This is a genomic window from Rhizobium sp. 10PS4 (genome assembly GCF_032464805.1).
In the GTDB taxonomy this organism is placed as follows: domain Bacteria; phylum Pseudomonadota; class Alphaproteobacteria; order Rhizobiales; family Rhizobiaceae; genus Rhizobium; species Rhizobium laguerreae.
The window spans coordinates 1-24,016 of the sequence record NZ_JAWDIW010000021.1; the positions used below are offsets into that span (position 1 = coordinate 1).

A 24,016-nucleotide genomic window follows, 5' to 3' on the forward strand; every position below is an offset into this window, starting at 1 on the left:
GCCACCTCATCATTATGTGTTTGGGGCGCCCGGAAGGCGCCCCGATGCGTCTACCGATACGAACGGGCTTACATCTTCGGCAGCAGCACCTTGTCGACGACGTGGATGACGCCGTTCGACTGCTTGACGTCAGCGATTGTCACATGGGAGACGCCGCCGTTTTCGTCGGTCAGGGTGATCTTGCCCATGTTTTCCTTGGCTTTCAGCACGCAGCCGCCGACGGTCTTGATGTCGTGCTCGCCGCCATCATCCTTGATCATCTTGGCAACGGTCTTGGCCATCGCATCGGCGGCAACGACGTGGCAGGTCAGAACCTTGGTCAGCGTTGCCTTGTTTTCCGGTTTCAGCAGCGTATCGACGGTGCCCTTCGGTAGCGCGGCGAAAGCTTCGTTGGTCGGCGCGAAGACGGTGAAGGGGCCTTTACCCTCGAGGGTGCCGACCAGGCCGGCTGCCTTGACGGCTGCGACCAACGTCGTGTGATCCTTGGAGTTCACGGCGTTCTCGATGATGTTCTTGCTATCAAACATCGCCGCACCGCCGACCGTCGGGTTTTTCGCGGCGGCGAAGGCGACGGCTGACATGGCGGTGGCAAGCGCGAAGCCGCGCAATACGGACTTGAGCATGATTTTCTCCTCACCGGAAACCGTCCGCCGGCTTTATGCCTCAGCGTCGTCCGGACATTTTGAACTACGGAAGGCGGCGCCAAGAGTTTCAGAGAGGAGACATAATTTACGGCCGGCGCGATTATGGCCGGCGCAAGGGACCGCTTGCGATCACCGGACCAGTCGCCTGGCCGGTGGGCGAACCGCCAAAGGGTTCGAGACTGACGGCAAGCGTTGCGCCATCGGCTATCATGCTGCGCAGTTCGGTGGGAATGACGAGTTCACCGCTTTCGCCCGGCTGGAAGACGCCGAGCGATCTCGTCATGCCGCTGCCCGGCACCAGCCAGAGTTCCAGCGACTTCTCCTCCGGCTTGCCGGCGGCGATCGGAACGATTTTCAGCCGGCCGCTCTGAAGCTCGTAGGAGGCGAGAAGATTGATGGTGCTGTTCTGGCCCGAAAGCGAGGCCACCAGCGGTGCCGGCCCCTGTGGCTCGGGCACCACGCCGGAGGCAAAGATGACGGCGCTGACGGCGACGACGATGCAGGCGAAGCTCAGCGAGCGCCAGAAAACCGCGGAATTCCAGAGCCCTTGAGAAAAGGATGGAGGCTTTTGACCATCGCCGAAAAGCCGCGCCTCGATCTGCTTGAAGGTTTCCCGGTTCGGAGCAACGCCTTCATACTCGTCGTTGAAGGCGGAGAGGTTGGTTTCCCAGCGGCTGACGATCGCAGCGAAGGGCCGGTCGTGGCGTATGCGCTCCTCCACCACCCGGCGATCCTGCAGCGACAGGACGCCAAGCACATATTCGCCGGCGAGAACCTCGTCGCGGGAGCGGTCTCCCTTGCTTTTGTCGGGCGATGTCATCGTTCCATGCACTCTCTCAGTTTCAAGAGGCTGCGCCTGAGCCAGGTCCGCATCGTATTCAGCGGAACACCAAACTGATCGGCCAGTTCCTGATAGCTCAGCCCTTCGACATAAGCCCGTTTCACCGCGACCGCACGATCAGCTTCCAACTCTTCCATGCAGGTGTCAATCCGCCTTCCTTCATCCTTGGTCACCGTCTGCATTTCCGGGTCGGGTCCGGCATCGGCAAGATCGTAGACCGTGTCCAATTCGTCGGCGACGGGCCTGCGCGCCCGCAGCGCATCGATCGACCGGTTGCGGGCAATCGCGGCCAACCATGCCGAGGACGAACCCGAGGCGACGGAGAAGCTGCGCGCGCGTTGCCAGATGCTGATATAGACTTCCTGCAGGGCTTCTTCGGCTTCCGTGCGATCCTTCAAGATACGCAGGCAGATCGAGAAAAGTTTCGGTCCGGTCTGACTGTAGAGAGCCACGAAAGCCCTGCGATCGCCGAGTGCGACGCGGCCGATCAGGTCTGCGATCTCATCGCCTTGCATGCCGTTCCTCATCTCAAGCTTGCCTGCGCCAGACGGTAACGACGTCCGGCTCCGCGACAGATACGAAAAACTATTGACCTCTGGATTATTCCCTCTGTCAGAAACTTGCGATAAAAGGCCGCGAACAATTCTGCGGGGTTCCCATGAACGAAACCGAAAGCGAAATGCAGGCACGGCTTCTGGCCAAGGCACTGCCCTTCATGCAGCGTTACGAGAACAAGACGATTGTCGTGAAATATGGCGGCCACGCCATGGGCAATCCCGAGCTCGGCAAGGCCTTTGCCAGCGACATCGCGCTCTTGAAGCAATCGGGCGTCAATCCGATCGTCGTTCATGGCGGCGGCCCGCAGATCGGCGCCATGCTGAGCAAGATGGGCATCGAATCAAAATTCGAGGGCGGCCTTCGCGTCACCGACCAGAAAACGGTCGAGATCGTCGAGATGGTGCTCGCCGGCTCGATCAACAAGGAAATCGTCGCGCTCATCAACCAGACCGGCGAATGGGCGATCGGCCTTTGCGGCAAGGACGGCAACATGGTCTTCGCCGAAAAGGCGCGCAAGACCATCAAGGATCCGGATTCGAACATCGAGCGCGTGCTCGATCTCGGCTTCGTCGGCGAAGTGGTCGAGGTCGACCGGACGCTGCTCGATCTGCTTGCCCGCTCCGAAATGATCCCGGTCATCGCCCCCGTGGCGCCTGGCCGCGACGGCGCCACCTACAATATCAATGCCGACACGTTCGCCGGCGCTATTGCCGGCGCGCTGAACGCCACCCGGCTGCTGTTCCTGACCGATGTGCCCGGCGTGCTTGACAAGAACGGCCAGCTCATCAAGGAGCTTTCCGTCGCCGAAGCACATGCGCTGATCGCCGATGGCACGATTTCCGGCGGCATGATCCCGAAGGTCGAGACCTGCATCGATGCGATCAAGGCCGGCGTGCAGGGTGTCGTCATCCTGAACGGCAAGACCGCCCATTCCGTCCTGCTGGAGATCTTCACCGAGCACGGCGTCGGAACGCTGATCGTTCCCTGAACGAGGCTGCGCCCTTCACTTGTGAAGGGCGGATCTTCCTGGCACGGAAACAGGGTATCGAGGAACGAAATGCGCCTGACAGACTGCTATAATTTTCACGATTTCCGGCGCATGGCCAAACGGCGTCTTCCCGGGCCGATATTCGACTACATAGACGGCGGCGCCGATGACGAGGTGACGTACCGGCGCAATACAGCGGCCTTCGAGGCCTGCGATCTGGTGCCCGACGTCTTGCGCGGTGTGGCCGATGTCGACATGTCGGTGACCGTCATGGGGCAGAAGCTCGCAATGCCGATCTATTGCTCACCAACGGCGTTGCAGCGCCTTTTCCACCACCAGGGAGAGCGGGCGGTCGCGGCAGCGGCGGCAAAACACGGCACGATGTTCGGCGTCTCTTCGCTCGGCACGATCAGCCTGGAGGAAGCGAGACAGATCAGCAACGGGCCGCAGGTTTATCAGTTCTATTTTCACAAGGACCGCGGCCTCAACCGCGAGATGATGGCGCGAGCGAAAAATGCCGGCGTGCAGGCGATGATGCTGACGGTCGACAGCATCACCGGCGGCAACCGCGAGCGCGACAAGCGCACGGGCTTTGCCATTCCCTTCAAGCTCAATCTTGCCGGCATGACCCAGTTTGCGATCAAGCCTTCCTGGGCAATCGACTGGCTGACGCATGAGCGCTTCCGGCTGCCGCAGCTCGAAAACCACGTCAAGATGGATGGCGGCGCGCTGTCGATCAGCCGATACTTCACCGAGATGCTGGACCCCTCGATGTCGTGGGACGACGTGGCGGAGATGGTGCGCGAATGGGGCGGTCCATTCTGCCTTAAGGGCATCATGTCGGTGGAAGACGCCAAGCGCGCGGCCGAGATCGGCTGCAGCGGCATCGTGCTTTCCAATCATGGCGGGCGCCAGCTCGACGGCTCGCGCAGCGCGTTCGACCAGCTGGCCGAGATCGTCGACGCCGTGGGCGATCGGATCGACGTGATGATGGATGGCGGCGTGCAGCGGGGAACGCATGTTCTTAAAGCGCTGTCGCTGGGGGCGAAGGCCGTCGGGCTCGGGCGCTACTATCTCTTCCCGCTTGCCGCTGCCGGACAGCCCGGCGTCGAACGGGCGCTGGAGACGATGCGCACCGAGATCGAGCGCGGCATGAAGCTGATGGGCTGCACCTCGGTCAGCCAGCTCAGCCGGCGGAATCTGCGCTTCCGTTCCTGAGCGGAACGGGATTTCATTTCAGGCCGCAGCCTTTCGTACTAAAGCGCGTCGCGATCTTTCGGGTTCGCTCGTCGCGCTTTAGCTCTTTGTTTTTACGCGTGCCGTTGTCGCAAACCGCTGCACACTTTTGCCCGACATGCTTTAGATCTGCGGCCCTCGGGCTTTCGACGTCAGAGCGGGCTATAAATCGCCGCAGCCTCCTGCTTCAACTTTTCCATCATTGACCGGTAAGGCCCCGGACCATAACTGACGCGGCCGACACCGAGTTTTGCCAGCGTCTTCACGTCCGGGGCGCCTGTCCGCATCATGATGTTGACCGGCAGCGGCGATGTCGCGCAGATCTTTTCGATCAAGGCGGGATCGATCAAACCAGGGACGAAGAAGCCGCTGCCGCCGGCGGCCGCATAGGCCTTGCCGCGCTCGATCGCCTCTTCCACCAGACCGGCATGTTTGGAAAGATCGCTCTCGGCCAGGAAGAGATCGGTGCGGGCGTTGATGAAGAAGGGGACGCCCTTCCCTTCGGCCATGGCGCGAATGGCGCTGATGCGGGCCGCCTGCCTCTCGATGGGATAGAGGCCATCGCCGCCGACCACCTGATCCTCGAAATTGATGCCGACGGCGCCGGCCTCCACCAGCTTGGCGACATTGGCGGCGGCACCCTCAGCCTCGGCCGAATAGGCGCCTTCAAAATCGACCGAAAGCGGCAGGTCGACGGCAGCGATGATGGATTTCGCCGTCTCCACCAGTACCGACATCGGCAGCTTCTCGCCGTCGGCATAACCATGGGCAGCGGCGACCGACCAGCTTCCCGTCGCAAGCGCCTTGGCGCCGGCGTCGGCGACAGCCTTGGCCGTGCCGGCATCCCAGATATTGTAGAGAACAACCGGGTCGCCCTTGCGGTGCAGTGCGCCGAATGCCTGGGCCTTTTCGTTCTGGTTCATGCAGTCTCCTCCATGTTGGGTGCTTGTGCTCTGATCTTCTCTTCATGCCGCAGCAGCCATTGCTTGCGCAAGAGCCCGCCGCCATAGCCGGTCAACGAACCATCCGCCCCGAGGACCCGATGGCAGGGCACGATGATGGCAAGCTGGTTGGCGCCATTGGCGCGACCGACGGCACGCACGACCTCCGGCCTTTCCATCTCCCTGGCAAGATCGCCATAGGCGCGCGTCTGGCCGACAGGAATCTCCATGAGCTTTGCCCAGACATGTTTTTCGAAGGGCGTGCCGCCGAGCGCCAACGGCGTCTTGAAGACGGTGAGCCGCCCTTCGAAATAATCCCGGATCTCCGCCGCGATCTGGTCGATCGCCGGGGTGCGGCCGATCGCGACCGACGAGCGGACGCGCTTCTGCAGCGCCTCGAGCTCGGTCGGCAGCGCCTTACGGTCGTGGAATTCGAGAAGATGCAGATGCGTCTTGTCGGCAACGGCCACCATCGGACCGAGCGGGGTGTCGAACCAGTCGGCAAAGAGCAGTTCGCGGTTCTGCGACAGCGCCGGCGCCTTGCCGACCAGCCGCTGGAAAGCCGCCCGGAAACCGCTTGGGGAGTCATATCCCGCATCGAGCTGCGCATCGATGACGCGCGCGCCGTCGGCCAGTTGCCGGGCCGCCTCTCCCAGCCGGCGATATCGCACTATATCGTGGAAGGTCATGCCGAGCCCGCGTTTGAAGGCGCGGCGCACGGTCGAAGGATCGTGGCCGCGGCGCACAAGCTCATCCTCGGTCCAGCGCAGCTGCGGCTCGCGGTCGAGTGCAGCAAGCAGCTCGTCGACGATCGGCTCCCTGCCCGGCTGCTCCAGCGGTCTGCAGCGCTGGCACGGGCGGAAGCCCGAATGCATGCAGGCGGCGATCGTGTCGAAGAAGAGCGTATTTTCCCGCTTCGGCTTGCGCGCCGGGCAGGTCAGGCGGCAGAAGATGCCTGTCGTCTTGACGCAAACATAGGCCTGGCCCTCATAATCGGCACTGCGTGCGATCAGGGCGTCATAGAGCGTATCGTCATCGGGGCGTTCGAAAAGCATGACCGCTTTCTAGCATTCCGTGCCTGCGCCGTCCGCCGAAAATCGGGCGTCTATTCCTTCTTGCCGATTTCCTTGGCGGATCAGCCGTGCCATAAGACCGCCATGAACAAGATCGATCGCACGCCTGATAGAGCCGATTTCCAGCACATCACCGACTGGGTCTTCGACCTCGACAACACGCTCTATCCGCATCATGTCAATCTCTTCGCACAGATCGACAAGAACATGACCGCCTATGTCGCGGCACTCCTGCAGATGGAACGGGAAGAGGCGCGCAAGCTGCAGAAGCAATATTACCTCGAGCATGGCACGACGCTGCAGGGCCTGATGATCCATCACGGCATCGACCCGAACGATTTCCTCGAAAAGGCGCATGCGATCGATTACACGGCGCTGACGCCGCAGCCGGAACTCGGCGAGGCGATCAAGGCGCTGCCGGGGCGCAAGTTCATCTTCACCAATGGCAGCGTCAAGCATGCCGAAATGACGGCGGAGGCGCTCGGCATCCTCGAGCATTTCGACGACATTTTCGATATCGTCGCTGCCGACTACGTGCCGAAGCCGGCGCAGGCGACCTACGACAAATTCACGGCGCTGAAGCGGGTCGAAACCACGAAGGCGGCTATGTTCGAGGATCTGCCGCGCAACCTGACGGTGCCGAAGGCGCTCGGCATGCAGACCGTACTGCTGGTGCCGCGCAATCTGGAAGAGACGGTCGTCGAATGGTGGGAAAAGACCAGCGGCGATGAGGATCACATCGATTTCGTCACCGACGACCTCGCCGCTTTTCTCGGCAAGATTACCGGCTAAAGCATTACCAAGTTTTCACTCAGCTTACCGATGTTTAACTGGGTCTTGCGAGCCTGCGGTCATATCTTCTTTCGTGAAGGGACACCTTACGAAAGGCAAACACGATGTACCGCAACAAGCTGATACTGGCAGCGCTTTCCTCCACCCTCATCTTCGGCGCAGCCGCCGGGGCAGGCTTTGCCGCGCCGGGCGACGGACCGCGCCAGCATGCCGGCATGGGCCGGCCCGGTCCGGGCGCCGCTGCCTTCCGCGAAATCACCTATGTCCGCATGCTCAAGCAATCCGACACGAACAAGGACGGACAGATCTCCAAGGACGAGGCGACCGCAGGCATCGACAAGATGTTCGCTGCGATCGACACCAACAAGGACGGTTCGCTGACACCGGGTGAAATCCGTACGTACCGGCAAACGCAGATGCAGGCGATGAGAGATCAGCGCAAGCAGGAGGCCGGCGAAAACAAGGATGCGAACGCCGCACCCACGGCACCTGAAACCGCCGACAACAATGACCAGGGACGGCCGCCGCGCAACGGCCACGACGGTCGTGACGGACATCGCTGGATGCGCCATGGCGGCAACTTCATGCGCGCCTCGCTGATGATGCAACGGATCGATACCGACCAGAACGGCCAGATTTCCAAACAGGAAGCCACAGCCGCCTTCGACAAGCTGTTTGCGCGGATGGACCGCAACAAGGACGGCGTCATCTCGATCGACGACATGCCGGACCGACCGCTTCTGTAAGGCCGCACGAACTGTTCCTCCCGCTCCCTTCCCGCACCGGTGGAAGGAGCGGGAGGAATTGTGAATGCGTGTCGTTCGGCCGAAGGGCCCGCCTGAGCCCCTACTCGCGGTGTTCGTAGAAATCCTGCACGATCTTCCATGCCGCTTCTGCCGTATCGACGAAGCTGATCAGCTTGACATCGTCGGGCGCGATCGTGCCGAATTCGGCCAATGCCTCGAAATTGATGATCCTCCGCCAGAACGTCTCTCCGAAGAGGATCAGCGGCAGGCGCTCCATGCGGCCGGTCTGGATCAGCGTCAGGCATTCGAAGAATTCGTCGAGCGTGCCGAAGCCGCCCGGAAAGACCGCGATCGCCTTGGCGCGCACCATGAAATGCATCTTGCGGATGGCGAAATAGTGGAAGTTGAAGCTGAGCTCCGGCGTCACATAGGCGTTCGGCGCCTGCTCGTGCGGCAGCACGATGTTGAGGCCGATCGACGGCGCACCCTCGTCGGCCGCGCCGCGATTGCCCGCCTCCATCACACCGGGGCCGCCGCCGGTGACGATGACATATTCGTGGAAATTCAAGGTGGCCGAATATTTCGAGCAGAGCCGGGCGAATTTGCGCGCCTCGTCATAATAGACCGACGCCGCCTCCAGGTTGATGCGCTGGATATCGTTGCGGGCTGCCCAGGCGCTCTGGCCGGGAGCGGGAATGCGGGCGCCGCCGAACATGACGACGGTCGACTTGATGCCGCGTTCGGTCAGCATCATCTCCGTCTTCAACAGCTCCAGCTGCAGGCGGATCGGCCGCAATTCCTCGCGGCAGAGGAAATCCTCGTCGACATAGGCAAGGCGATAGGCAGGCGACATCGTCTGCGGCGTCTTCGGCACGGCTTCGGCGCGCTGCCTGTCGGTCGAGCTGCTCTTCAGCGGGTCCCATACGCCATCCTTGCGCCGCGAACCGCCGTTTCGTCCCTTCGCCATGTCGAAATGCCTTTCAGTATTGCCGGCTACGAAGCCGGATATGTCGCTATAACGCCTTGAATCCAGATATGATCTTGTCGGAAAAATCATTCCGTTCTACGGGTTCATGCTGTAGAGCAGGATACATCCCCGCCAACCGCATTCCGGAGACCCCGCCGTCTCCACGATAAAGATCGAAGTTTAAGGAATTCTCATGAGCGCCACCGACCTCGCATCCCTCGAAAAGATCATCGAAGCCGCCTTCGACAATCGCGACAATGTGAACACGTCGACGAAGGGCGAGATTCGCGATGCCGTCGAAGCAGCGCTCGATCTGCTCGATGCCGGCAAGGCCCGTGTCGCCGAACGTAGCTCAGACGGTGCCTGGACGGTCAATCAGTGGCTGAAGAAGGCCGTGCTGCTGTCCTTCCGGCTCAACGACATGGACGTGGTGAAGGGCGGCTCGGGCAACTCGACCTGGTGGGACAAGGTTCCTTCAAAGTTCGAAAACTGGGGCGAGAACCACTTCCGCGCCGCCGGCTTCCGCGCCGTGCCGAACTGCGTCGTGCGCCGCTCGGCTTACATCGCCCCGAACGCGATCCTGATGCCTTCCTTCGTCAATCTCGGCGCCTATGTCGGCGAAGGCACGATGGTCGATACCTGGGCAACGGTCGGCTCCTGCGCGCAGATCGGCAAACATGTGCATCTCTCCGGCGGCGTCGGCATTGGCGGCGTGTTGGAGCCGATGCAGGCGGGCCCGACGATCATCGAGGACAATTGCTTCATCGGCGCCCGTTCCGAGGTGGTCGAAGGCTGCATCATCCGCGAAGGCTCGGTGCTCGGCATGGGCGTCTTTATCGGCAAGTCGACCAAGATCGTCGACCGCGCCACCGGCGAGGTGACCTATGGCGAAGTGCCGCCCTATTCCGTCGTCGTCGCCGGCTCGATGCCGTCGGGCAATGCGACGATGGGCAACGGCCAGCCGGCGCCGCATCTCTACTGCGCCGTCATCGTCAAGCGCGTCGATGAAAAGACCCGCTCGAAGACCGGCATCAACGAGCTGCTCAGAGATTGATGACACCGGGACGTTGATCCGGTAAACAGACGGCGTCTTTTACGCGAGGCGGCCCCGCCTTGCCATGTCTTTGCCATTCCCGCCGGATAGTTCGACCGCCATGACCGCTACCGACCCCGTCGCCAATCTCCAGACGCTGATTCGCTGCCCGTCCGTGACGCCCGCCGAAGGCGGCGCGCTCACGGCGCTGGAGGCGATGCTTGCGCCGCTCGGCTTTACGGTCGACAGGGTGAAGGCGAGCGAAGAGGGAACACCCGACATCGAAAACCTCTATGCCCGCCTCGGCAAGGACGGTCCGCATCTGATGTTTGCCGGCCATACCGATGTCGTGCCGGTCGGCGACGAAGCCGCTTGGACGCATCCGCCCTTTGAGGCCCAGATTTCGAAGGGCGAGCTTTTCGGCCGCGGCGCCGTCGACATGAAGGGCGGCATCGCCTGTTTCGTCGCCGCCGTCGCCCGCCATATCGAGAAAAACGGGCCGCCCAAGGGCTCGATCTCCTTTCTTATCACCGGCGACGAAGAAGGCCCGGCGATCAACGGCACGATCAAGTTGCTGCAATGGGCGGCCGAGCGCGGCGAGCGCTGGGATGCCTGCCTTGTCGGCGAGCCGACCAATCCGGACAGGCTCGGCGACATGATCAAGATCGGCCGGCGCGGCTCGCTGTCGGGTAAAATCACCGTTCGCGGCGTGCAGGGCCATGCCGCCTATCCGCATCTTGCCGACAATCCGGTGCGCGGCATGCTGCAGCTGACGCAGGCGCTGATGGACCCGCCGTTTGACGGCGGCACCGACGATTTCCAGCCGTCGAACCTCGAAGTGACCACGGTTGACGTCGGCAATCCGGCGACCAACGTCATTCCGGCCAAAGCATCGGCAAGCTTCAACATCCGCTTCAACGACAGCTGGACCGTCGAAACGCTGCGTGCCGAAATCCTGCGCCGTCTGGAAGCCGCCGCAGGCAACGGCGCGTTGCGGCCGGGCCGCGAACCGGTGGCCTACGATATCACCTGGGCCGACCGGCCGAGCCATGTCTTCCTGACGCGCAACAATGCGCTGATCGCCTCGCTGTCATCGGCCGTCGAAAGCGTTGCCGGCCAGTCGCCTAAATTGTCGACCACCGGCGGCACGTCGGATGCGCGCTTCATCAAGGATTATTGCCCGGTCGTCGAGTTCGGCCTCGTCGGCCAGACGATGCACATGGTCGACGAGCGGGTCGCTGTCGCCGATCTGGAGACGCTGACGGCGATCTACGAAACCTTCATCGCCCGCTGGTTCGCCAATGCCGGGCTTTAGGGAAGTTCAATATTATCTGGCCGGCCTCTGGCTGCTGATCCGGCTGGATCCGCGCGGCTTCCGCTACCTCGACATGTCGGAGCGCGGCGTCAACCGCTCGTTCTGGGCGATGCTCTGGTGCCTGCCGCCGATGGGTATTTCCTGGCTCTGGTGGCGACAGGCCTTCCTGCGATCGATGCCGCCGAAAGCCGATGTCGATTTTGCCTTCTATTTCAGGCTCGGCCTCGTCGAGGTCGCCAATTGGTTCGTGCCGCTGATCTTTGCCGGGCTGCTGCTGCTTGCCTTCCGCATGGGCGAGCGTTTCGCGCCCGTCGTCGTCAGCATCAACTGGCTCGGCGTGCCGCTTTCCTATATCAACGGGCTGCTGCTGGCGCTGGTGTTCTTCCTGCCGGGATCCGTCGGCCTCGTCTCGCTGCTGCTGCTCGCCTTCATGCTGGCGCAGGTCTTCGTGCTGGCGCGCATTCTCCGGATGATCTGCCATGGTCATGCGCTCATGACCGGGGCGCTGACACTGGTGCTGCTCGTGCCATCGATGATCCTTTCGGAATATCTGCAGCACTTCCTCGGCATCTATCCCGTCTGAGCAGGTTTACGAGGGATCGTCAGCATTCCCGTCATTGGCATCGGTATCGGCGACCAGTCTTCGGCGATCGGGGATGACGTCGGGATAATCCACCTGCATGAAATAGAGCCCGTCCGGCGGCGCCACGGGGCCGCAGGCCTTGCGGTCGCGCGCTTCAAGCGCGGCCTCAACATCATCAGGCGTCCATTTGCCTTCGCCGGCGAGCTTCAGCGTGCCGGCGAAGGAACGGATCTGGTTGTGAAGAAAACTCTGCGCCGTGGCGCGGATCTCGATCAGCTCGCCGTTGCGCGTCACATCCAGCCGGTCGAGCGTGCGCACCGGGCTGTTTGCCTGGCAATGGGCGGCGCGGAAGGTGGAAAAATCGTGCCGGCCGACCAGCCTCTGGGCAGCGGTATGCATGACCTCGTGATCGAGCACCTTCGGCACCCACCAGGCCTTGCCGGCTTCGAGCGCCAGCGGCGCCCGGCGGCTGACGATGCGATAGAGGTAATGGCGCCGCAGCGCCGAAAAGCGGGCATCGAAGAATTCGGCAGCCGCCTCGACGTCGAGAATGGAGACGCGCTCGCCGGCAAGCCTCAGATGCGCGTTCAAGGCATTCTGCAGCTGGTAGGGCGACCAGTCCTTCGAAAGATCGGCATGGATCACCTGCCCCATGGCGTGGACGCCGGAATCGGTGCGTCCGGCGCCGCGGACCGACACCGTCTCGCCGGTCAGCGACAGCACCGCGGCCTCGATCGCTCCCTGCACCGAGGGACCGTTCTCCTGCCGCTGCCAGCCGACATAGGGGCCGCCGTCATATTCGACGGTCATGCGGAAACGCGGCATCAGGAAAGCCTCGTGCCCGCCGCAAGCGGCGTGCCCCTGAGGAAATCGGCCGCCGCCAGCGGCTTGCCGCCGGCCTTCTGCAGCCTGGTGAGCCGCACAGCGCCCGAGCCGCAAGCGACCACGAGATCATCCGTCAGCAATTGCCCGGCTGCACCCTGACCTTCAGCCAGTTCGGACCCGAGCACCTTTACCCGCTCCGGCTTGCCACCAATCTCAAGCTCGAACCAGGCCCCCGGGAATGGCGCGAGGCCGCGGATGTGATTGTGCACCTCCCGCGCATCGCGGGCGAAATCGATGCGGGTCTCGGCCTTGTCGATCTTGGCGGCGTAAAGCACGCCCTCTCCCGGCTGCGGCGTCAGCGGCAGGTCGTTCATTTCGAGTTTCACCATGGCCTCCGCCATTGCCTTTGCGCCGACGAGCATCAGCCGATCGTGCAGCTCGCCAGCTGTCATGTTTGGGCCGATCTCGACCTCGCGAGTTAGTGCGACGGCGCCGGTATCCAGACCCTTGTCCATCTTCATCACCATCATGCCGGTCTTTGCGTCGCCGGCCATGATCGCCCGCTGGATCGGCGCCGCACCCCGCCAACGCGGCAGCAACGAAGCATGGCCGTTGTAACAGCCATCGCGGGTGCCGTTCAAAATCGCTTCCGGCAGCAACAGCCCGTAGGCAACGACGACGCCGACATCGGCATTGAAGCCACGAAACCTCTCGCGCTCTTCGGGGTCCTTGAAATTGACCGGGGTGAAGACCGGCAGGCCGAGCAGTTCGGCCGCCTGATGCACCGGCGATTTCTGCAGATCGAGGCCGCGCCGCCCACCCGGCCGCGGCGGCTGCGTATAAACCGCAACAATCCTGTGGCCGGCATCGACGAGCAGGCGCAGGGTCGGAACCGAGAACTCCGGGGTTCCCATGAAGATGATGCGAAGAGACATTTTATCTCGCCAACTGAGGATCAACCGTCTTCAAACGGGTTTGCGAGCTTGAGATCAAGCCCTTCGAAATCTCGGCTATTGCGGGTCGCAAGCGTCGCGCCGTTTGCAAGGCAGATGGCGGCAATCATAGCATCCTTCGTTTCCATCGGCCGCCCCGCCTTTCTGCGTTCGGCGGCCAACAGGCCGTAGCGATGTGCAGCACTCAGGGAAAAACCGAGTGTGCGGCCGGCAAATTCCGACTCGATTCGATTGAAGTCGGACACCAGCGCTGTCTTTCGCCTGCCATCATCAAGGAGTTCAAGACCGTAACGCATTTCCGCGACGGCAATCGTCGTCAGGAAAAGCGCCTCGACGTCGTAGGCGTCCAGCCAGTTCAATATCCGATCGCTGTGGGTCCTCCCCTGCATTTCGGAAATCACATTCGTATCGAGAACGATCATGGGTCGAAGCGCGGCGGTTCGCGGTCGCGTTCGTGCCGAGATGCGGCTATGGCCTCCACTTCATCTTCGCTCAATCTTTCGTCACCCATCAGCGAGCGCAGGCGCTGGCCGGCGGAAGCTCCTGAGCGCTGCGCCGCAATCTGTCGGCGCATGATTTCGATCGCCTCTTCCGAAAGGCTGCGGCCATTGCGCTGCGCGCTTTCCTGAAGTTGCCGCTTCATCGCATCCGGAACGTCTCGAATAAGCAGGTCGCCCATTTCGGCACCTCCACTATGATATCAGTGATATCATAGTGCCTCGACGGTGAATTTTCAACGCAGCGTCAGAGCGCCTTGGACTTCGCCGCCTTGGTGAATTTCTTGATCACCATCTCCCGCTTCAGCCGCGAGATGTAATCGATGAACAGCACGCCGTTCAGGTGGTCGATCTCGTGCTGCAGGCAGGTGGCGAGCAGGCCGTCGGCTTCCACGGTCTGTTCCTTGCCGTTCCGGTCGAGATACTTGACCGAGACGGTGGCCGGGCGCTCGACCTCGGCATAATAATCCGGAATCGAAAGGCAGCCTTCCTCATAGACGGAGCGCTCGTCGGAGGATGTGAGGATCTCAGGATTGATGAAGACCTGCGGCTGCTTTTCCTCGCCTTCGCGCGAGATGTCGATGACGAGCATGCGGCGCGGCACGCCGACCTGGATGGCGGCAAGGCCGATGCCTGGCGCGTCGTACATGGTTTCCAGCATATCGTCGGCAAGACGCTGCAGGTCGGAATCCACCCGCTCGACCGGCTTGGACAGCTGGCGGAGAACGGGATCGGGAAGAATGATGAGTGGCTTGATGGTCATGGCGTTCCCATAACCCATCTTTTCCGACTATGGAATTATCCGGTAGGCGGGGAATACGCTTTTTTGCGTCCCCGCCTGGAATTTCGCCATATTGGCCTCAGGCAGCCTGTCGAGCGGCACCGGCAGAGCGGCCCTCCGGCCGGGCGCGGAAACGCCGCAGCAGCTCGATCAGGGTCTCCACCTCGTCCTTCAGGCGGCGGGTTTCCGCCGAGGAGTGCTCGACCATGTCCGAATTCTGCTGGGTGATCGCACCCATGTTGCGGACGGCGATACTGACCTCGTTGACGCCTGTCGCCTGATCGCGGGCAGCGGCGGCGATATCGGCGACGAACCGGTTGATGATGTCGATGCGGCTGATCATGTCGTTCAGCGCCTCGCCGGTGCTGGAGACGATGCCGACGCCCTGATTGACCTGGGTCGAGCTCTGCGAGATCAGGTTCTTGATCTCCTTGGCCGCTTCCGCGGTGCGCTGGGCGAGCTGGCGGACTTCCTGGGCGACGACGGCAAAACCCTTGCCGGCATCGCCGGCACGGGCCGCCTCGACGCCGGCGTTCAGCGCCAGCAGATTGGTCTGGAAGGCGATCTCATCGATGACGCCGATGATCTTGGAGATCCCGGTCGAGGATTTCTCGATGCCGGCCATCGCCGAGACGGCGCTGGTGACGAGTTCGCCGGAGTTCTTCGCCTTCTGCTGCGTCTCGCGCACGGCGTCCGACGCCTTTTCTGCATTGGCGGCCGTCTGGCCGACGCTGACGGACAGCTGCTGCAGAGCGGCCGAGCTCTCCTCGACGCCTGCCGCCTGCTGGGCAGTGCGCAGCGCCAGATCGTTGGTCGCATTGGAAATGACGTCGGCACCGCTCATGATATGGCCGGAGGTCTCGCGCACGGAGGCAAAGGACTGGCGAAGGGCGCTGACGGCGCGGTTGTAGTCCTCGGCCATCTGCCGGAAATTGCCAGGCAGGTCGGACGGCAGGGTGGCTTCGAGATCGCCGTTCGACAGCGCTTCGAGACCGCGGCGCAGCTGCTCCAGCGCGATCGCCTGATCGGATTCGGCCTGAGCACGCTCCTCTTCCAAGGCACGGCGCTTGGCTTCGAGCGTCTCGAGATAGACCGAGATGGAATAATCCATGTCGAGCATGCCAGCCTTGATGACGGCCGACAGTTTCTCGGCCAATGCCTTGCCCTCTCGGCGCGCGAAGATCGACGGCCACTGCTTCTCCATGATGCCCTTGACGAGCTCGGACATGACGATGGCGTAACCGCCAATATACCAGCGCGGCTCCAGCCCGATGCGGGCATGGGTGCGGCCGACCGCGGTCACGCCGTCGACATAGCTCTCGTCGAACGCGCCGCCGGCAAGATTGGCCCAATGATCCTGCTGGCGCTTCTTGGCATGGCCGACATGGTTCTTATCGGCGAAGAAGCCTGCGACAGCCGGGGTCTTGGCGATCTTGGCGTAGAATTTATCGAGGGCGCCGCCGATCAGCTCTGATATGACAGGGCGCAGATCCCGCATCGACTTGCGCGCCGCCTCATCCAGTTCGATGAAATCGAGGCGCTGCCTGAGGGCACTGTCGTTCTGCTGGGCGGTCATGGAGATCTCTGTACTTGGCGCGACGCACGCGGGAAGGAATTTCTGCGCCGCAGGTTTTGGCCAATATGGTTGAGCAATCGTTAAATCGGAGGGCGATTTCTTCTCCCCGAGCGAGGAAGAGCGGTCGCTTGCGAGGATATTGAGGGCGGCTCATTCCGTTCACGTTTTGATCTATATATCGCCATTTCTTCTGTTATGCTTGCGACATGACCGTCCATTCCGAATCGCTCGCCCTTGCCCTTGCCTCGATCAACCCGGCCATGCTGGCGCTTGTCGGCGGCGTTCTCGCCGCCCTCGCCCTGCTGGTAATCGTGCTTCTGCTGCGCGGCGCCAGCCTTCGCCGCGAGCAGGCGGAGGAAGCGAGCTTTCGTGCTCAGGAAAACGAAGCGCGCATGGCCGAGCTTTTGAAGATCCAGGCGGAGATGCAGGGCCGCATCGCGGCGATGACCGAGGTCTTCGGCGCGCGGCAGAGCGAACTCAACCAGACGATCAGCCAACGCCTCGACGGCATGTCGCAGCGCGTCAGCTCGACGATCACGGAGCAGACCAAATCGACGCATGAGAACCTCCAGCGGCTGCAGGAGCGGCTGGCGGTCATCGATGCCGCGCAGAACAATATCCAGACGCTTGCCAAGGATGTCGTCGGGCTGCAGGCCATTCTGTCCAACAAGCAGACGCGCGGCGCCTTCGGCCAGTCCAGGATGGAAACGATCGTCGCCGACGGCCTGCCGATGGGCGCCTACGCCTTTCAGCAGACGCTATCCAACGGTTCGCGGCCGGACTGCACGATCCGCATGCCGAACGGCGCGCCGCCGCTGGTGATCGACGCGAAATTTCCGCTCGAAGCCTGGAATGCGATCCGCGACGCCGGCAGCCCCGAGGCCGGCAAGATCGCCGGCCAGCAGTTCCGCCGCGACATGGAGGTTCATATAAGGGACATTTCCGAGAAATATCTGATCCAGGGGGAAACCCAGGATACGGCCTTTCTCTTCGTGCCGTCCGAATCGATCTTCGCCGAGATCCACGAGCATTTCGAGCCGGTGGTGCAGAAGGCGCACCGCGCACGCATCGTCATCGTCTCACCGTCGCTGCTGATGCTGTCGATTCAGGTCATCCAGGCCGTGCTCAAAGACCAGCGCATGCGGGCGCAGGCGCATCTGATCCAGGGCGAGGTGGCGATCCTGATGGACGACCTCAGCCGCCTCGATGAGCGGGTGCGCAAACTGCAAGGCCATTTCGCCATGGCGCAGAAGGATATCGACATGGTGGTCACGTCAGCCGACAAGCTCACCAAACGCGGCGCCAGGATCGAAGCGCTGGAATTCGAGGCCGGCGGCGGCGATGCTAAGCCCGCCCGCGACGGCGAAGCCGCGGCCAAAACGGTGGAAAGCCGCACCGGTCTTCTGAAGCTGCGGGTGGTTGACGAGGAGTGACCGCTTCGGGCAGTGTCTCGCCCGCATGAAACAGTAGGAGCATGATGTCGTCCGAAAACCGCTCACACTTTTCGGCATCATGCTCCAGAAGACGGGACACATTCATGATCACAGTTTTCGGGTCCATCAACATGGATCTTATCGCCACGACCGAGCGCCTGCCGAAGCCCGGCGAGACGGTAGCGGGCAACGGCTTTGCCACGGCCGCCGGCGGCAAGGGCGCCAACCAGGCGCTGGCAGCGCGGCGCGCCGGCCGCTATGTGCATATGGCCGGCGCCGTCGGCAAGGATGCCTTTGCTGCGGATACGCTGGCCCTGCTCGATGATGCAGGCACCGATCTTTCTCTCGTCAACCATGTCGACGGTCCCACCGGCACGGCGCTGATCCTTGTCGGCGGCGACGGCGAAAACATGATTGCCGTCGTTCCCGGCGCCAACGGCCTCGTCACGCCTGCCAATGCCGAGACGGCGATCGGCCGCATGAACGAAGGAGATATCCTGATGCTGCAGCTTGAAGTGCCGGCTGCTGCCGTCGAAGGCGCGCTGTCGGCGGCCCGCGCCAAGGGCGTCACCAGCATCCTCAACCTTGCGCCGCTGATCCCCGATGCGCCGCGTCTCGGCCGGCTTGCCGATATCGTCATTGCCAACGAGACCGAGTTCGAGCGGCTCGCCGGGCAGGAGGGCATGGACGCGCAAGCGCGGGAGGCAGCCCTTGTGCATCTGCATGCGGAGACGGGCCAGACGCTGATCGTGACGCTCGGCGCCGACGGGGTCATCGCCATTCGTGACGGGGCGATTTCAAGGGCGCAGGGTCTCAAGATCGAACCTATCGATACGGTCGGCGCCGGAGACACCTTCTGCGGCTATTTCGCCGCCAGCCTCGACGACGGCCTCGATTTTGTCTCGGCGCTGCGCCGTGCGGCAGTCGCCGGTTCGCTCGCCTGCCTCAAGGCCGGAGCGCAACCTTCGATCCCCTTGTGTGAAGAAGTCGCAGACAGGATATGAAATCTTGAACGGATGGACGGCGACAGGCGCCGATGGGCTGTTTCGTATAGTGATGGGACCCCGGAGACTGTGGCCCGATGGGTCAACGCGGTGCCGGCAGCCCCTCATCCGCCTGCCTGCACCGGGTTAGCTCGACAAGTTCCGCTCAGTCTCTTCAATGCAAAAGGCGCCTGGGAGACCCGGCGCCTTTTGCATTCGAGAATTAATGCGTAATCGCGCGACGCGCGTCAGGCAGCGTTCGACGTCTGCTGTTCGTTAAGGAAGGCATAGATCGCCGAGGCGGAATCGGTGGCGCGCAGCTTGGCCACCAGATCGTGATCGCGCAGCACGCGGGCGATACGCGACAGAGCCTTGAGATGATCAGCGCCCGCGCCCTCCGGCGCAAGCAGCAGGAACACGAGATCGACAGGCTGGTCGTCCAGCGCCTCGAAATCGACCGGCTGCTCCAGCCGGGCGAAGATGCCGACGATCGAATGGATGTTTCCCAGCTTGCCGTGAGGAATGGCGATGCCGTTGCCGACTCCGGTCGAGCCCAGGCGTTCGCGCTGCAGGATGACGTCGAAAATCTCCCGTTCGGAAAGCCCGGTGATCCTGGAGGCTCTTGCAGCCAATTCCTGAAGCAACTGTTTCTTGGAATTTACTCTGAGGGCGGGAATGATCGCATCCTGATGGAGCAAATCTGCCAATGCCATTTCTTTTTCCTTCTGTCGCCGGGATCAAATCCAAGGAGCGGCGGCAATACCGCCGCTCACCACCCTGATCTCAGCCTTTGATACTGGCTGAATCGATCCAGCCAATATTTCCGTCGTGCCGACGGTAAACGATGTTCAGATGTTCCTTGCCGGGGCTGCGGAACAGGAGAAGCGGCTCGTCGGTCATATCGAGCGCCATCACGGCGGTCGCAACCGACATGGTCTTCAGCTGCTTCGTGCTTTCAGCGACGATCGCCGGAGAGAAATCGTCGGCGATTTCATCATCGTGATCAGGAACGGAATCCATGACCGTGTAGGAGACCTCTGCAAAACCATTCAGATGGCTTCCGGCGTGATGGTCCTTCAGCTTGCGTTTGTATCGCCGCAGCCGTTTTTCGATCCGCTGGGAGGCGGCGTCGAAAGCCAATTGCGGGTCGGTCGCCTCGCCGGCTGCATGCAGCACTACCCCGCTGTCGAGATGCAGCTTGCAATCCGCCGAGTAACGAGAACTCGCCTTTTCCACGGTCACCTGGCCGGAATATCCCCCGTCGAAGTATTTCGTGATGGCCATACCAATTTGGTCCTCGATCTTTTGACGGAAGGATTCACCAATTTCCATATGTTTCCCGGATACACGCACACTCATGGAGTTTCCCTTCTTATGGTCGTTTGCGGGTATCAGTTTACGCCAAGCCTCAGGTTCATCCAAGCACTTCGCACAATCTCAAGCAAGATCGGCTTAGGCCTGCGGGTCCTTGGTGCCCTTCTGATGCTGGGGATAACTCCAGACGCCGTTCACGGCGTCGATTGCGGCGGGCTTCTAGCCAGAGCTTGCCGAAAAGTCAATAGGGCGCAGAATCACCATCGGTAGCGCTCGGTAAACGTGTGGCGGATACCTTATCGGCCAGGGCATACCGCCGATCGTCACCCCATCCACTTTACGCGTTTCGCGCTTGCGTTGCGCCCCTTCCTGCGGGGATCGTCATGGCGGCGACACCCGATATGACGCAGACGAGTCCGATCCAGGCCGTCGGGCTCAGCCTTTCGCCGAGAAAGACGATGCCGATCGCAACACCGATCGGCACTCTGAGATAGGCTTGCGCGGTGGTTCCAACCGAACCCAGCGTCTGGACGAGGCGGAAATAGATCACAAAGGCAAGCGCCGTCGAAAAGGCGGAGAGGGCCAGCAGCGCCAGCAGCGATGCCGCCGAAGGATCGAGTTCCCACGGCCGATCGACGACGAGGCTCGTCGGCAAGAGAATGACCGCGCCTGAAATCAACGAGCCGGCCGCCGGCACTGCGGGATCGAGCCCCTTGAAGTTCTTGCTGAAAATCGCGGCACCTGCATAACAAATGGTCGCCAGGATGATGGCAAGCTGCGCCATCAGGTTTTCACCGAGACCGCCGAGCGCTTCGACGCCGATGACGAGGCAGATACCGGCAAGCCCGGCCATGACGCCGAAAAGCCTTCGCAGCGTCACCTGCTCATGGCGGGTGATCAGCACGGCCAGGAGGAAGGTGAAGATCGGCGTTGCCGAATTCAGGATCACTGCCAATCCGGCGTCGACGGACTGTTCCGCCCAGGCGATCAGCGTGAAAGGGACGACACTGTTCAGGCAGGCCTGAACGAAAAACCGCCGCCAGATAGTACGATCGCGCGGCAGACGGACACGCCGGTGGCGCAGGACGGCCAGCAGAATGCCACCGGCAATCAGCGTGCGGGCGGCGATCAACGTTATCGGCGGGATCGTTTCCACGCCGATCTTGATGAAGCTGTAGGAGGAACCCCAGAGGGTCGCCAGCACCAGCAGCAGGAAAAGCTCCCTGGCAAGGTTGGAATTATGCGGCGTCATGGTCGGCATTTCGATGTTCGTTGAAGACAATTCAAAGGGTTGCAGCCGTTGCGCGTCTGAAAAGACGCGTGGCGCTGGAGAGGAATAACGGGATTTGCGGGCCGGATGCTTCGATCCAGGTCGAAGCATTGCTGCGTCAGAAGCCTGCGACCTTGGCGAGCGCCCGCTTCTCGCGGCGGCGCTGGACCGAAGAGGCGATGTTCATTGCCTCCCGGTATTTCGCAACGGTGCGGCGGGCGAGATCGACGCCGCCCTTCTTCAGCATGTCGACGATATCGTCATCGGAAAGCACCGCCTCCGGGCTCTCCTGCAGGATCAGCGCACGGATCTTGTGACGCACGGCCTCGGCCGAATGGCTGTCGCCGCCGGCAACGGCGCTGATCGAGACGGTGAAGAAATATTTGAGTTCGAAGAGGCCGCGCGGCGTCAGCATATATTTGTTCGACGTGACGCGGCTGACGGTGGATTCATGCATCTTGATCGCCTCGGCGACCGTTTTCAGGTTCAGCGGGCGCAGGTGATCGACGCCGTGCAGCAGGAAGGCGTCCTGCTGGCGGACGATTTCGCTTGCCACCTTCATGATGGTTTTTGCCCGCTGGTCGAGGCTTCGCGTCAGCCAGTTGGCGCTCTGCAGACAATCGGAGAGGAAGGCGTGGTCCTCGCCGTTCTTCGTCACACGGGAAAAATAGGACTGGTTGACCAGCACGCGCGGCAGCGTATCCGGATTGAGCTCGACCAGCCAGCTGCCGTCCGTGGCGGACCTGACGACTACATCCGGCGTGATCGCTTCGGAAACACCCGCTTCGAAGCCGCTGCCGGGCTTCGGATTGAGCTGACGGATCTCGCCGAGCATGTCGAGAAGATCTTCCTCGTCGACGCCGCAGAGCCGCTTCAGCGTGGCAAAATCGCGCCGGGCCAGCAGTTCGAGGTTTTCGACCAGAGCCTGCATGGCCGGGTCGTATCGGTCCATCTGCCTGAGCTGGATTGCCAGGCATTCGGCGAGGCTGCGGGCAAAAACACCCGGCGGATCAAGGCTCTGGAGGGTGGCGAGCACGCGCTCGGCCTGTGCGAGACTCGTGCCCAGCCCCTCGCCCGCCTCGACGATATCGGCCTGCAGATAACCGCAGTCGTCGAGCTGGTCGACGAAATTCTGCGCGATCAGCCGGTCGGCCATGTCAGGCAGGACGAAGGGGATCTGCTGGGCGAGATGATCGCGCAGCGACACCTGGCCGGCGACGAAATCGTCGAGATCGTAGTCGGCGCCCTCGCCACTGCCCGGCATCGACTTCCACTGGCTGACGAGCTCCGGCGCATCGAGGCGCTGCGGGGCACCGTCATCAGGAAAGACATTGGTGTAATTGGCGTCGAGTTCGTCGGTCAGCCGGCTGGTGCTGGCGCTGCCGCCATTGTCATACCAGTCGCTGGAGAGCGCCTCGGCGCGGTTGTCGTAGCCATCGTCGGAGCCGGCATCCTCGGGCTGATGAGCATACTCTCCATCTTCGGCATCGCCGCGTTCGCCGCCCGCCTCGCCGTCATTCGACGGAAATTCGAGCAGCGGGTTCTTCTCCACTTCAAGGGCGATGAACTGGTTGAGTTCGAAATGAGTCATCTGCAGCAACTGGATGGATTGCATCAGTTGCGGTGTCATCACCAAAGACTGGGTCTGGCGCAGGAAAAGATTGGCGGACAGTGCCATGACGGACGCGAAACTCCCCTCGATTCCTCCGGGAAACCGCGTCCGATCAAGGCTTCAGGCCACGGAAATCCAAGTTGGCCCAAAAATTGCTTTTTTATTGTATTTGGTCAAGCGGAACTATGACGGCACGGTGAATTTCTGCCGATCCGGCCTAAAATCATCCGGATCCGGCGTCAGAGGCTGAAATTGTCGCCAAGGTAGAGCCGGCGCACTTCCGGATTGTTGACGATGTCGTTCGCCCGGCCATGGGTCAGCACCTCACCGGCATGGATGATGTAGGCGCGGTCGATAAGGCCCAGCGTCTCGCGCACATTGTGGTCGGTGATGAGGACGCCGATGCCGCGTGCCGTCAGGTGGTGAACGAGATTCTGAATGTCGGCGACCGAAATCGGGTCGACGCCGGCAAAGGGCTCGTCGAGCAGCATGAAGGTCGGGTCGGTCGCAAGCGCACGTGCGATTTCGAGGCGACGGCGCTCACCGCCGGACAGGGCGACGGCGGCACTTTTGCGCAGCTTCTGGATATGGAATTCTTCCAGCAGCTCGTTCAGCTTCTGCTCGCGCTCAGCCTTGTCCTTCACATGCACTTCGAGGACGGCGCGGATATTCTCTTCCACCGTCAATCCGCGGAAGATCGAGGCTTCCTGCGGCAGATAACCGACGCCGAGACGCGAGCGGCGGTACATCGGCATGGTCGTGACGTCGTTGCCGTCGATCTCGATCGTGCCTTCATCGACCGGCACGAGGCCGGTGATCATGTAAAAACAGGTGGTCTTGCCGGCGCCGTTCGGGCCGAGCAGGCCGACGGCCTCGCCACGGCGCACCACCAGCGAGACGCCGTTGACGACGCGCCGCGTCGCATAGGTCTTCGTCAGACCTCGTGCGATCAGCGTTCCCTGATAGCGGCTCTTGTCGGCGGCACCCGCAGCTTGTGGCCCGGGCTTGCCGAACATGGTGGATAGCGATGATAATTTCACGTGGGAGGCCGGCTT

General features: G+C 62.1%; 26 protein-coding genes. 9 read left to right on the forward strand and 17 right to left on the reverse strand.

All coding sequences use genetic code 11. The features are described 5' to 3' along the window. Positions 1-68: 68 nt before the first annotated feature. The 3 genes from RWJ89_RS30995 to RWJ89_RS31005 all read right to left on the reverse strand — a co-directional run bounded on the left by RWJ89_RS30995 (position 69) and on the right by RWJ89_RS31005 (position 2,000). Positions 69-623, reverse strand: coding sequence for a fasciclin domain-containing protein (locus tag RWJ89_RS30995; protein WP_316031936.1), 555 nt, complete (start codon positions 621-623; stop codon positions 69-71). Between the two features lie 121 nt (positions 624-744). Then, entirely contained in the window at positions 745-1,464 is a 720-nt protein-coding gene (locus RWJ89_RS31000) for an anti-sigma factor (RefSeq protein WP_131639886.1), read from the reverse strand. Beyond that, a complete protein-coding gene (locus tag RWJ89_RS31005; protein ID WP_131639887.1) occupies positions 1,461-2,000 on the reverse strand; it encodes a sigma-70 family RNA polymerase sigma factor in 540 nt (179 codons plus the stop codon). Before RWJ89_RS31005 ends, RWJ89_RS31000 begins: the two co-directional genes overlap by 4 nt. A gap of 143 nt (positions 2,001-2,143) precedes the next feature. Here RWJ89_RS31005 and argB point away from each other — a divergent pair, with 143 nt between their 5' ends. Together argB and RWJ89_RS31015 are read left to right on the forward strand one after the other, a co-directional pair. Then, a complete protein-coding gene (argB, locus tag RWJ89_RS31010) occupies positions 2,144-3,031 on the forward strand; it encodes an acetylglutamate kinase (protein WP_003556104.1) in 888 nt (295 codons plus the stop codon). Between the two features lie 69 nt (positions 3,032-3,100). Further along, complete coding sequence (locus tag RWJ89_RS31015; protein ID WP_077977395.1) at positions 3,101-4,249, forward strand: alpha-hydroxy acid oxidase; 1,149 nt, start codon at positions 3,101-3,103, stop codon at positions 4,247-4,249. 170 nt (positions 4,250-4,419) lie between these two features. Here the strand turns inward: RWJ89_RS31015 and RWJ89_RS31020 are convergent, their stop codons facing one another. Together RWJ89_RS31020 and RWJ89_RS31025 are read right to left on the reverse strand one after the other, a co-directional pair. Beyond that, positions 4,420-5,190 (reverse strand): isocitrate lyase/PEP mutase family protein, encoded by a 771-nt coding sequence (locus RWJ89_RS31020; RefSeq protein ID WP_316031937.1) that lies wholly within the window; start codon positions 5,188-5,190, stop codon positions 4,420-4,422. Beyond that, positions 5,187-6,263, reverse strand: a complete 1,077-nt coding sequence (locus RWJ89_RS31025; RefSeq protein ID WP_316031938.1) for a bifunctional transcriptional activator/DNA repair enzyme AdaA — start codon at positions 6,261-6,263, stop codon at positions 5,187-5,189. The genes RWJ89_RS31020 and RWJ89_RS31025 overlap by 4 nt, the downstream gene beginning before the upstream one ends. 102 nt (positions 6,264-6,365) lie before the next feature. Here RWJ89_RS31025 and RWJ89_RS31030 point away from each other — a divergent pair, with 102 nt between their 5' ends. Next, positions 6,366-7,073 carry a pyrimidine 5'-nucleotidase gene (locus tag RWJ89_RS31030; RefSeq protein ID WP_020048231.1) on the forward strand — a complete coding sequence of 236 codons (708 nt, stop codon included), beginning with the start codon at positions 6,366-6,368 and terminating at the stop codon, positions 7,071-7,073. Between the two features lie 104 nt (positions 7,074-7,177). After that, entirely contained in the window at positions 7,178-7,819 is a 642-nt protein-coding gene (locus tag RWJ89_RS31035) for an EF-hand domain-containing protein (protein WP_131662996.1), read from the forward strand. A 100-nt stretch (positions 7,820-7,919) separates the two neighbouring features. Here the strand turns inward: RWJ89_RS31035 and RWJ89_RS31040 are convergent, their stop codons facing one another. After that, entirely contained in the window at positions 7,920-8,786 is an 867-nt protein-coding gene (locus RWJ89_RS31040) for an LOG family protein (protein WP_077977714.1), read from the reverse strand. Between the two features lie 193 nt (positions 8,787-8,979). Here RWJ89_RS31040 and dapD point away from each other — a divergent pair, with 193 nt between their 5' ends. The 3 genes from dapD (at position 8,980) to RWJ89_RS31055 (ending at position 11,717) form a co-directional block, all read left to right on the forward strand. After that, positions 8,980-9,840 (forward strand): 2,3,4,5-tetrahydropyridine-2,6-dicarboxylate N-succinyltransferase, encoded by an 861-nt coding sequence (gene dapD, locus RWJ89_RS31045; protein ID WP_316031939.1) that lies wholly within the window; start codon positions 8,980-8,982, stop codon positions 9,838-9,840. Positions 9,841-9,940: 100 nt separating this feature from the next. Then, positions 9,941-11,134, forward strand: a complete 1,194-nt coding sequence (gene dapE / locus RWJ89_RS31050; RefSeq protein WP_131662994.1) for a succinyl-diaminopimelate desuccinylase — start codon at positions 9,941-9,943, stop codon at positions 11,132-11,134. Continuing rightward, positions 11,121-11,717 (forward strand): hypothetical protein, encoded by a 597-nt coding sequence (locus RWJ89_RS31055; protein ID WP_020048226.1) that lies wholly within the window; start codon positions 11,121-11,123, stop codon positions 11,715-11,717. Before dapE ends, RWJ89_RS31055 begins: the two co-directional genes overlap by 14 nt. 6 nt (positions 11,718-11,723) lie before the next feature. Here RWJ89_RS31055 and truA read toward each other — a convergent pair whose 3' ends face one another. The 6 genes from truA to RWJ89_RS31085 form a co-directional block, all read right to left on the reverse strand. Further along, the gene (truA, locus tag RWJ89_RS31060) at positions 11,724-12,542 is read right to left on the reverse strand and encodes a tRNA pseudouridine(38-40) synthase TruA (protein WP_020048225.1); all 819 of its coding nucleotides are present in this window, start codon (positions 12,540-12,542) and stop codon (positions 11,724-11,726) included. After that, entirely contained in the window at positions 12,542-13,477 is a 936-nt protein-coding gene (gene fmt, locus RWJ89_RS31065; protein ID WP_131662993.1) for a methionyl-tRNA formyltransferase, read from the reverse strand. The genes truA and fmt overlap by 1 nt, the downstream gene beginning before the upstream one ends. A gap of 20 nt (positions 13,478-13,497) precedes the next feature. Beyond that, positions 13,498-13,917, reverse strand: coding sequence for a type II toxin-antitoxin system VapC family toxin (locus RWJ89_RS31070; RefSeq protein ID WP_221944527.1), 420 nt, complete (start codon positions 13,915-13,917; stop codon positions 13,498-13,500). Then, positions 13,914-14,174, reverse strand: coding sequence for a FitA-like ribbon-helix-helix domain-containing protein (locus RWJ89_RS31075; protein WP_020048222.1), 261 nt, complete (start codon positions 14,172-14,174; stop codon positions 13,914-13,916). The genes RWJ89_RS31070 and RWJ89_RS31075 overlap by 4 nt, the downstream gene beginning before the upstream one ends. Before the next feature lie 65 nt (positions 14,175-14,239). After that, positions 14,240-14,755, reverse strand: coding sequence for a peptide deformylase (def, locus tag RWJ89_RS31080; protein ID WP_221944529.1), 516 nt, complete (start codon positions 14,753-14,755; stop codon positions 14,240-14,242). Positions 14,756-14,852: 97 nt separating this feature from the next. Then, positions 14,853-16,349, reverse strand: a complete 1,497-nt coding sequence (locus tag RWJ89_RS31085; RefSeq protein WP_221944531.1) for a globin-coupled sensor protein — start codon at positions 16,347-16,349, stop codon at positions 14,853-14,855. Positions 16,350-16,555: 206 nt separating this feature from the next. On the opposite strand from RWJ89_RS31085, the gene RWJ89_RS31090 reads away from it, so the two are divergent. Next, positions 16,556-17,782: a DNA recombination protein RmuC gene (locus tag RWJ89_RS31090; protein WP_316029107.1), complete on the forward strand. Its 1,227-nt coding sequence runs from the start codon at positions 16,556-16,558 to the stop codon at positions 17,780-17,782. A 104-nt stretch (positions 17,783-17,886) separates the two neighbouring features. After that, positions 17,887-18,786, forward strand: coding sequence for a ribokinase (locus RWJ89_RS31095; RefSeq protein ID WP_221944536.1), 900 nt, complete (start codon positions 17,887-17,889; stop codon positions 18,784-18,786). 227 nt (positions 18,787-19,013) lie between these two features. On the opposite strand, the gene ptsN is transcribed toward RWJ89_RS31095, so the two are convergent. From ptsN to lptB, 5 genes are all read right to left on the reverse strand, one after another. After that, the gene (gene ptsN / locus RWJ89_RS31100; protein WP_221944537.1) at positions 19,014-19,478 is read right to left on the reverse strand and encodes a PTS IIA-like nitrogen regulatory protein PtsN; all 465 of its coding nucleotides are present in this window, start codon (positions 19,476-19,478) and stop codon (positions 19,014-19,016) included. Positions 19,479-19,548: 70 nt separating this feature from the next. Then, complete coding sequence (hpf, locus tag RWJ89_RS31105) at positions 19,549-20,124, reverse strand: ribosome hibernation-promoting factor, HPF/YfiA family (RefSeq protein ID WP_020048217.1); 576 nt, start codon at positions 20,122-20,124, stop codon at positions 19,549-19,551. Positions 20,125-20,416: 292 nt separating this feature from the next. Then, positions 20,417-21,340 carry a DMT family transporter gene (locus tag RWJ89_RS31110; protein ID WP_316031940.1) on the reverse strand — a complete coding sequence of 308 codons (924 nt, stop codon included), beginning with the start codon at positions 21,338-21,340 and terminating at the stop codon, positions 20,417-20,419. 127 nt (positions 21,341-21,467) lie between these two features. Then, positions 21,468-23,027: an RNA polymerase factor sigma-54 gene (gene rpoN, locus RWJ89_RS31115; RefSeq protein ID WP_316031941.1), complete on the reverse strand. Its 1,560-nt coding sequence runs from the start codon at positions 23,025-23,027 to the stop codon at positions 21,468-21,470. Positions 23,028-23,200: 173 nt separating this feature from the next. Beyond that, on the reverse strand, positions 23,201-23,977 hold the full coding sequence (gene lptB, locus RWJ89_RS31120; RefSeq protein ID WP_003556077.1) for an LPS export ABC transporter ATP-binding protein: 777 nt from the start codon (positions 23,975-23,977) through the stop codon (positions 23,201-23,203). Between the last annotated feature and the right edge of the window lie 39 nt (positions 23,978-24,016).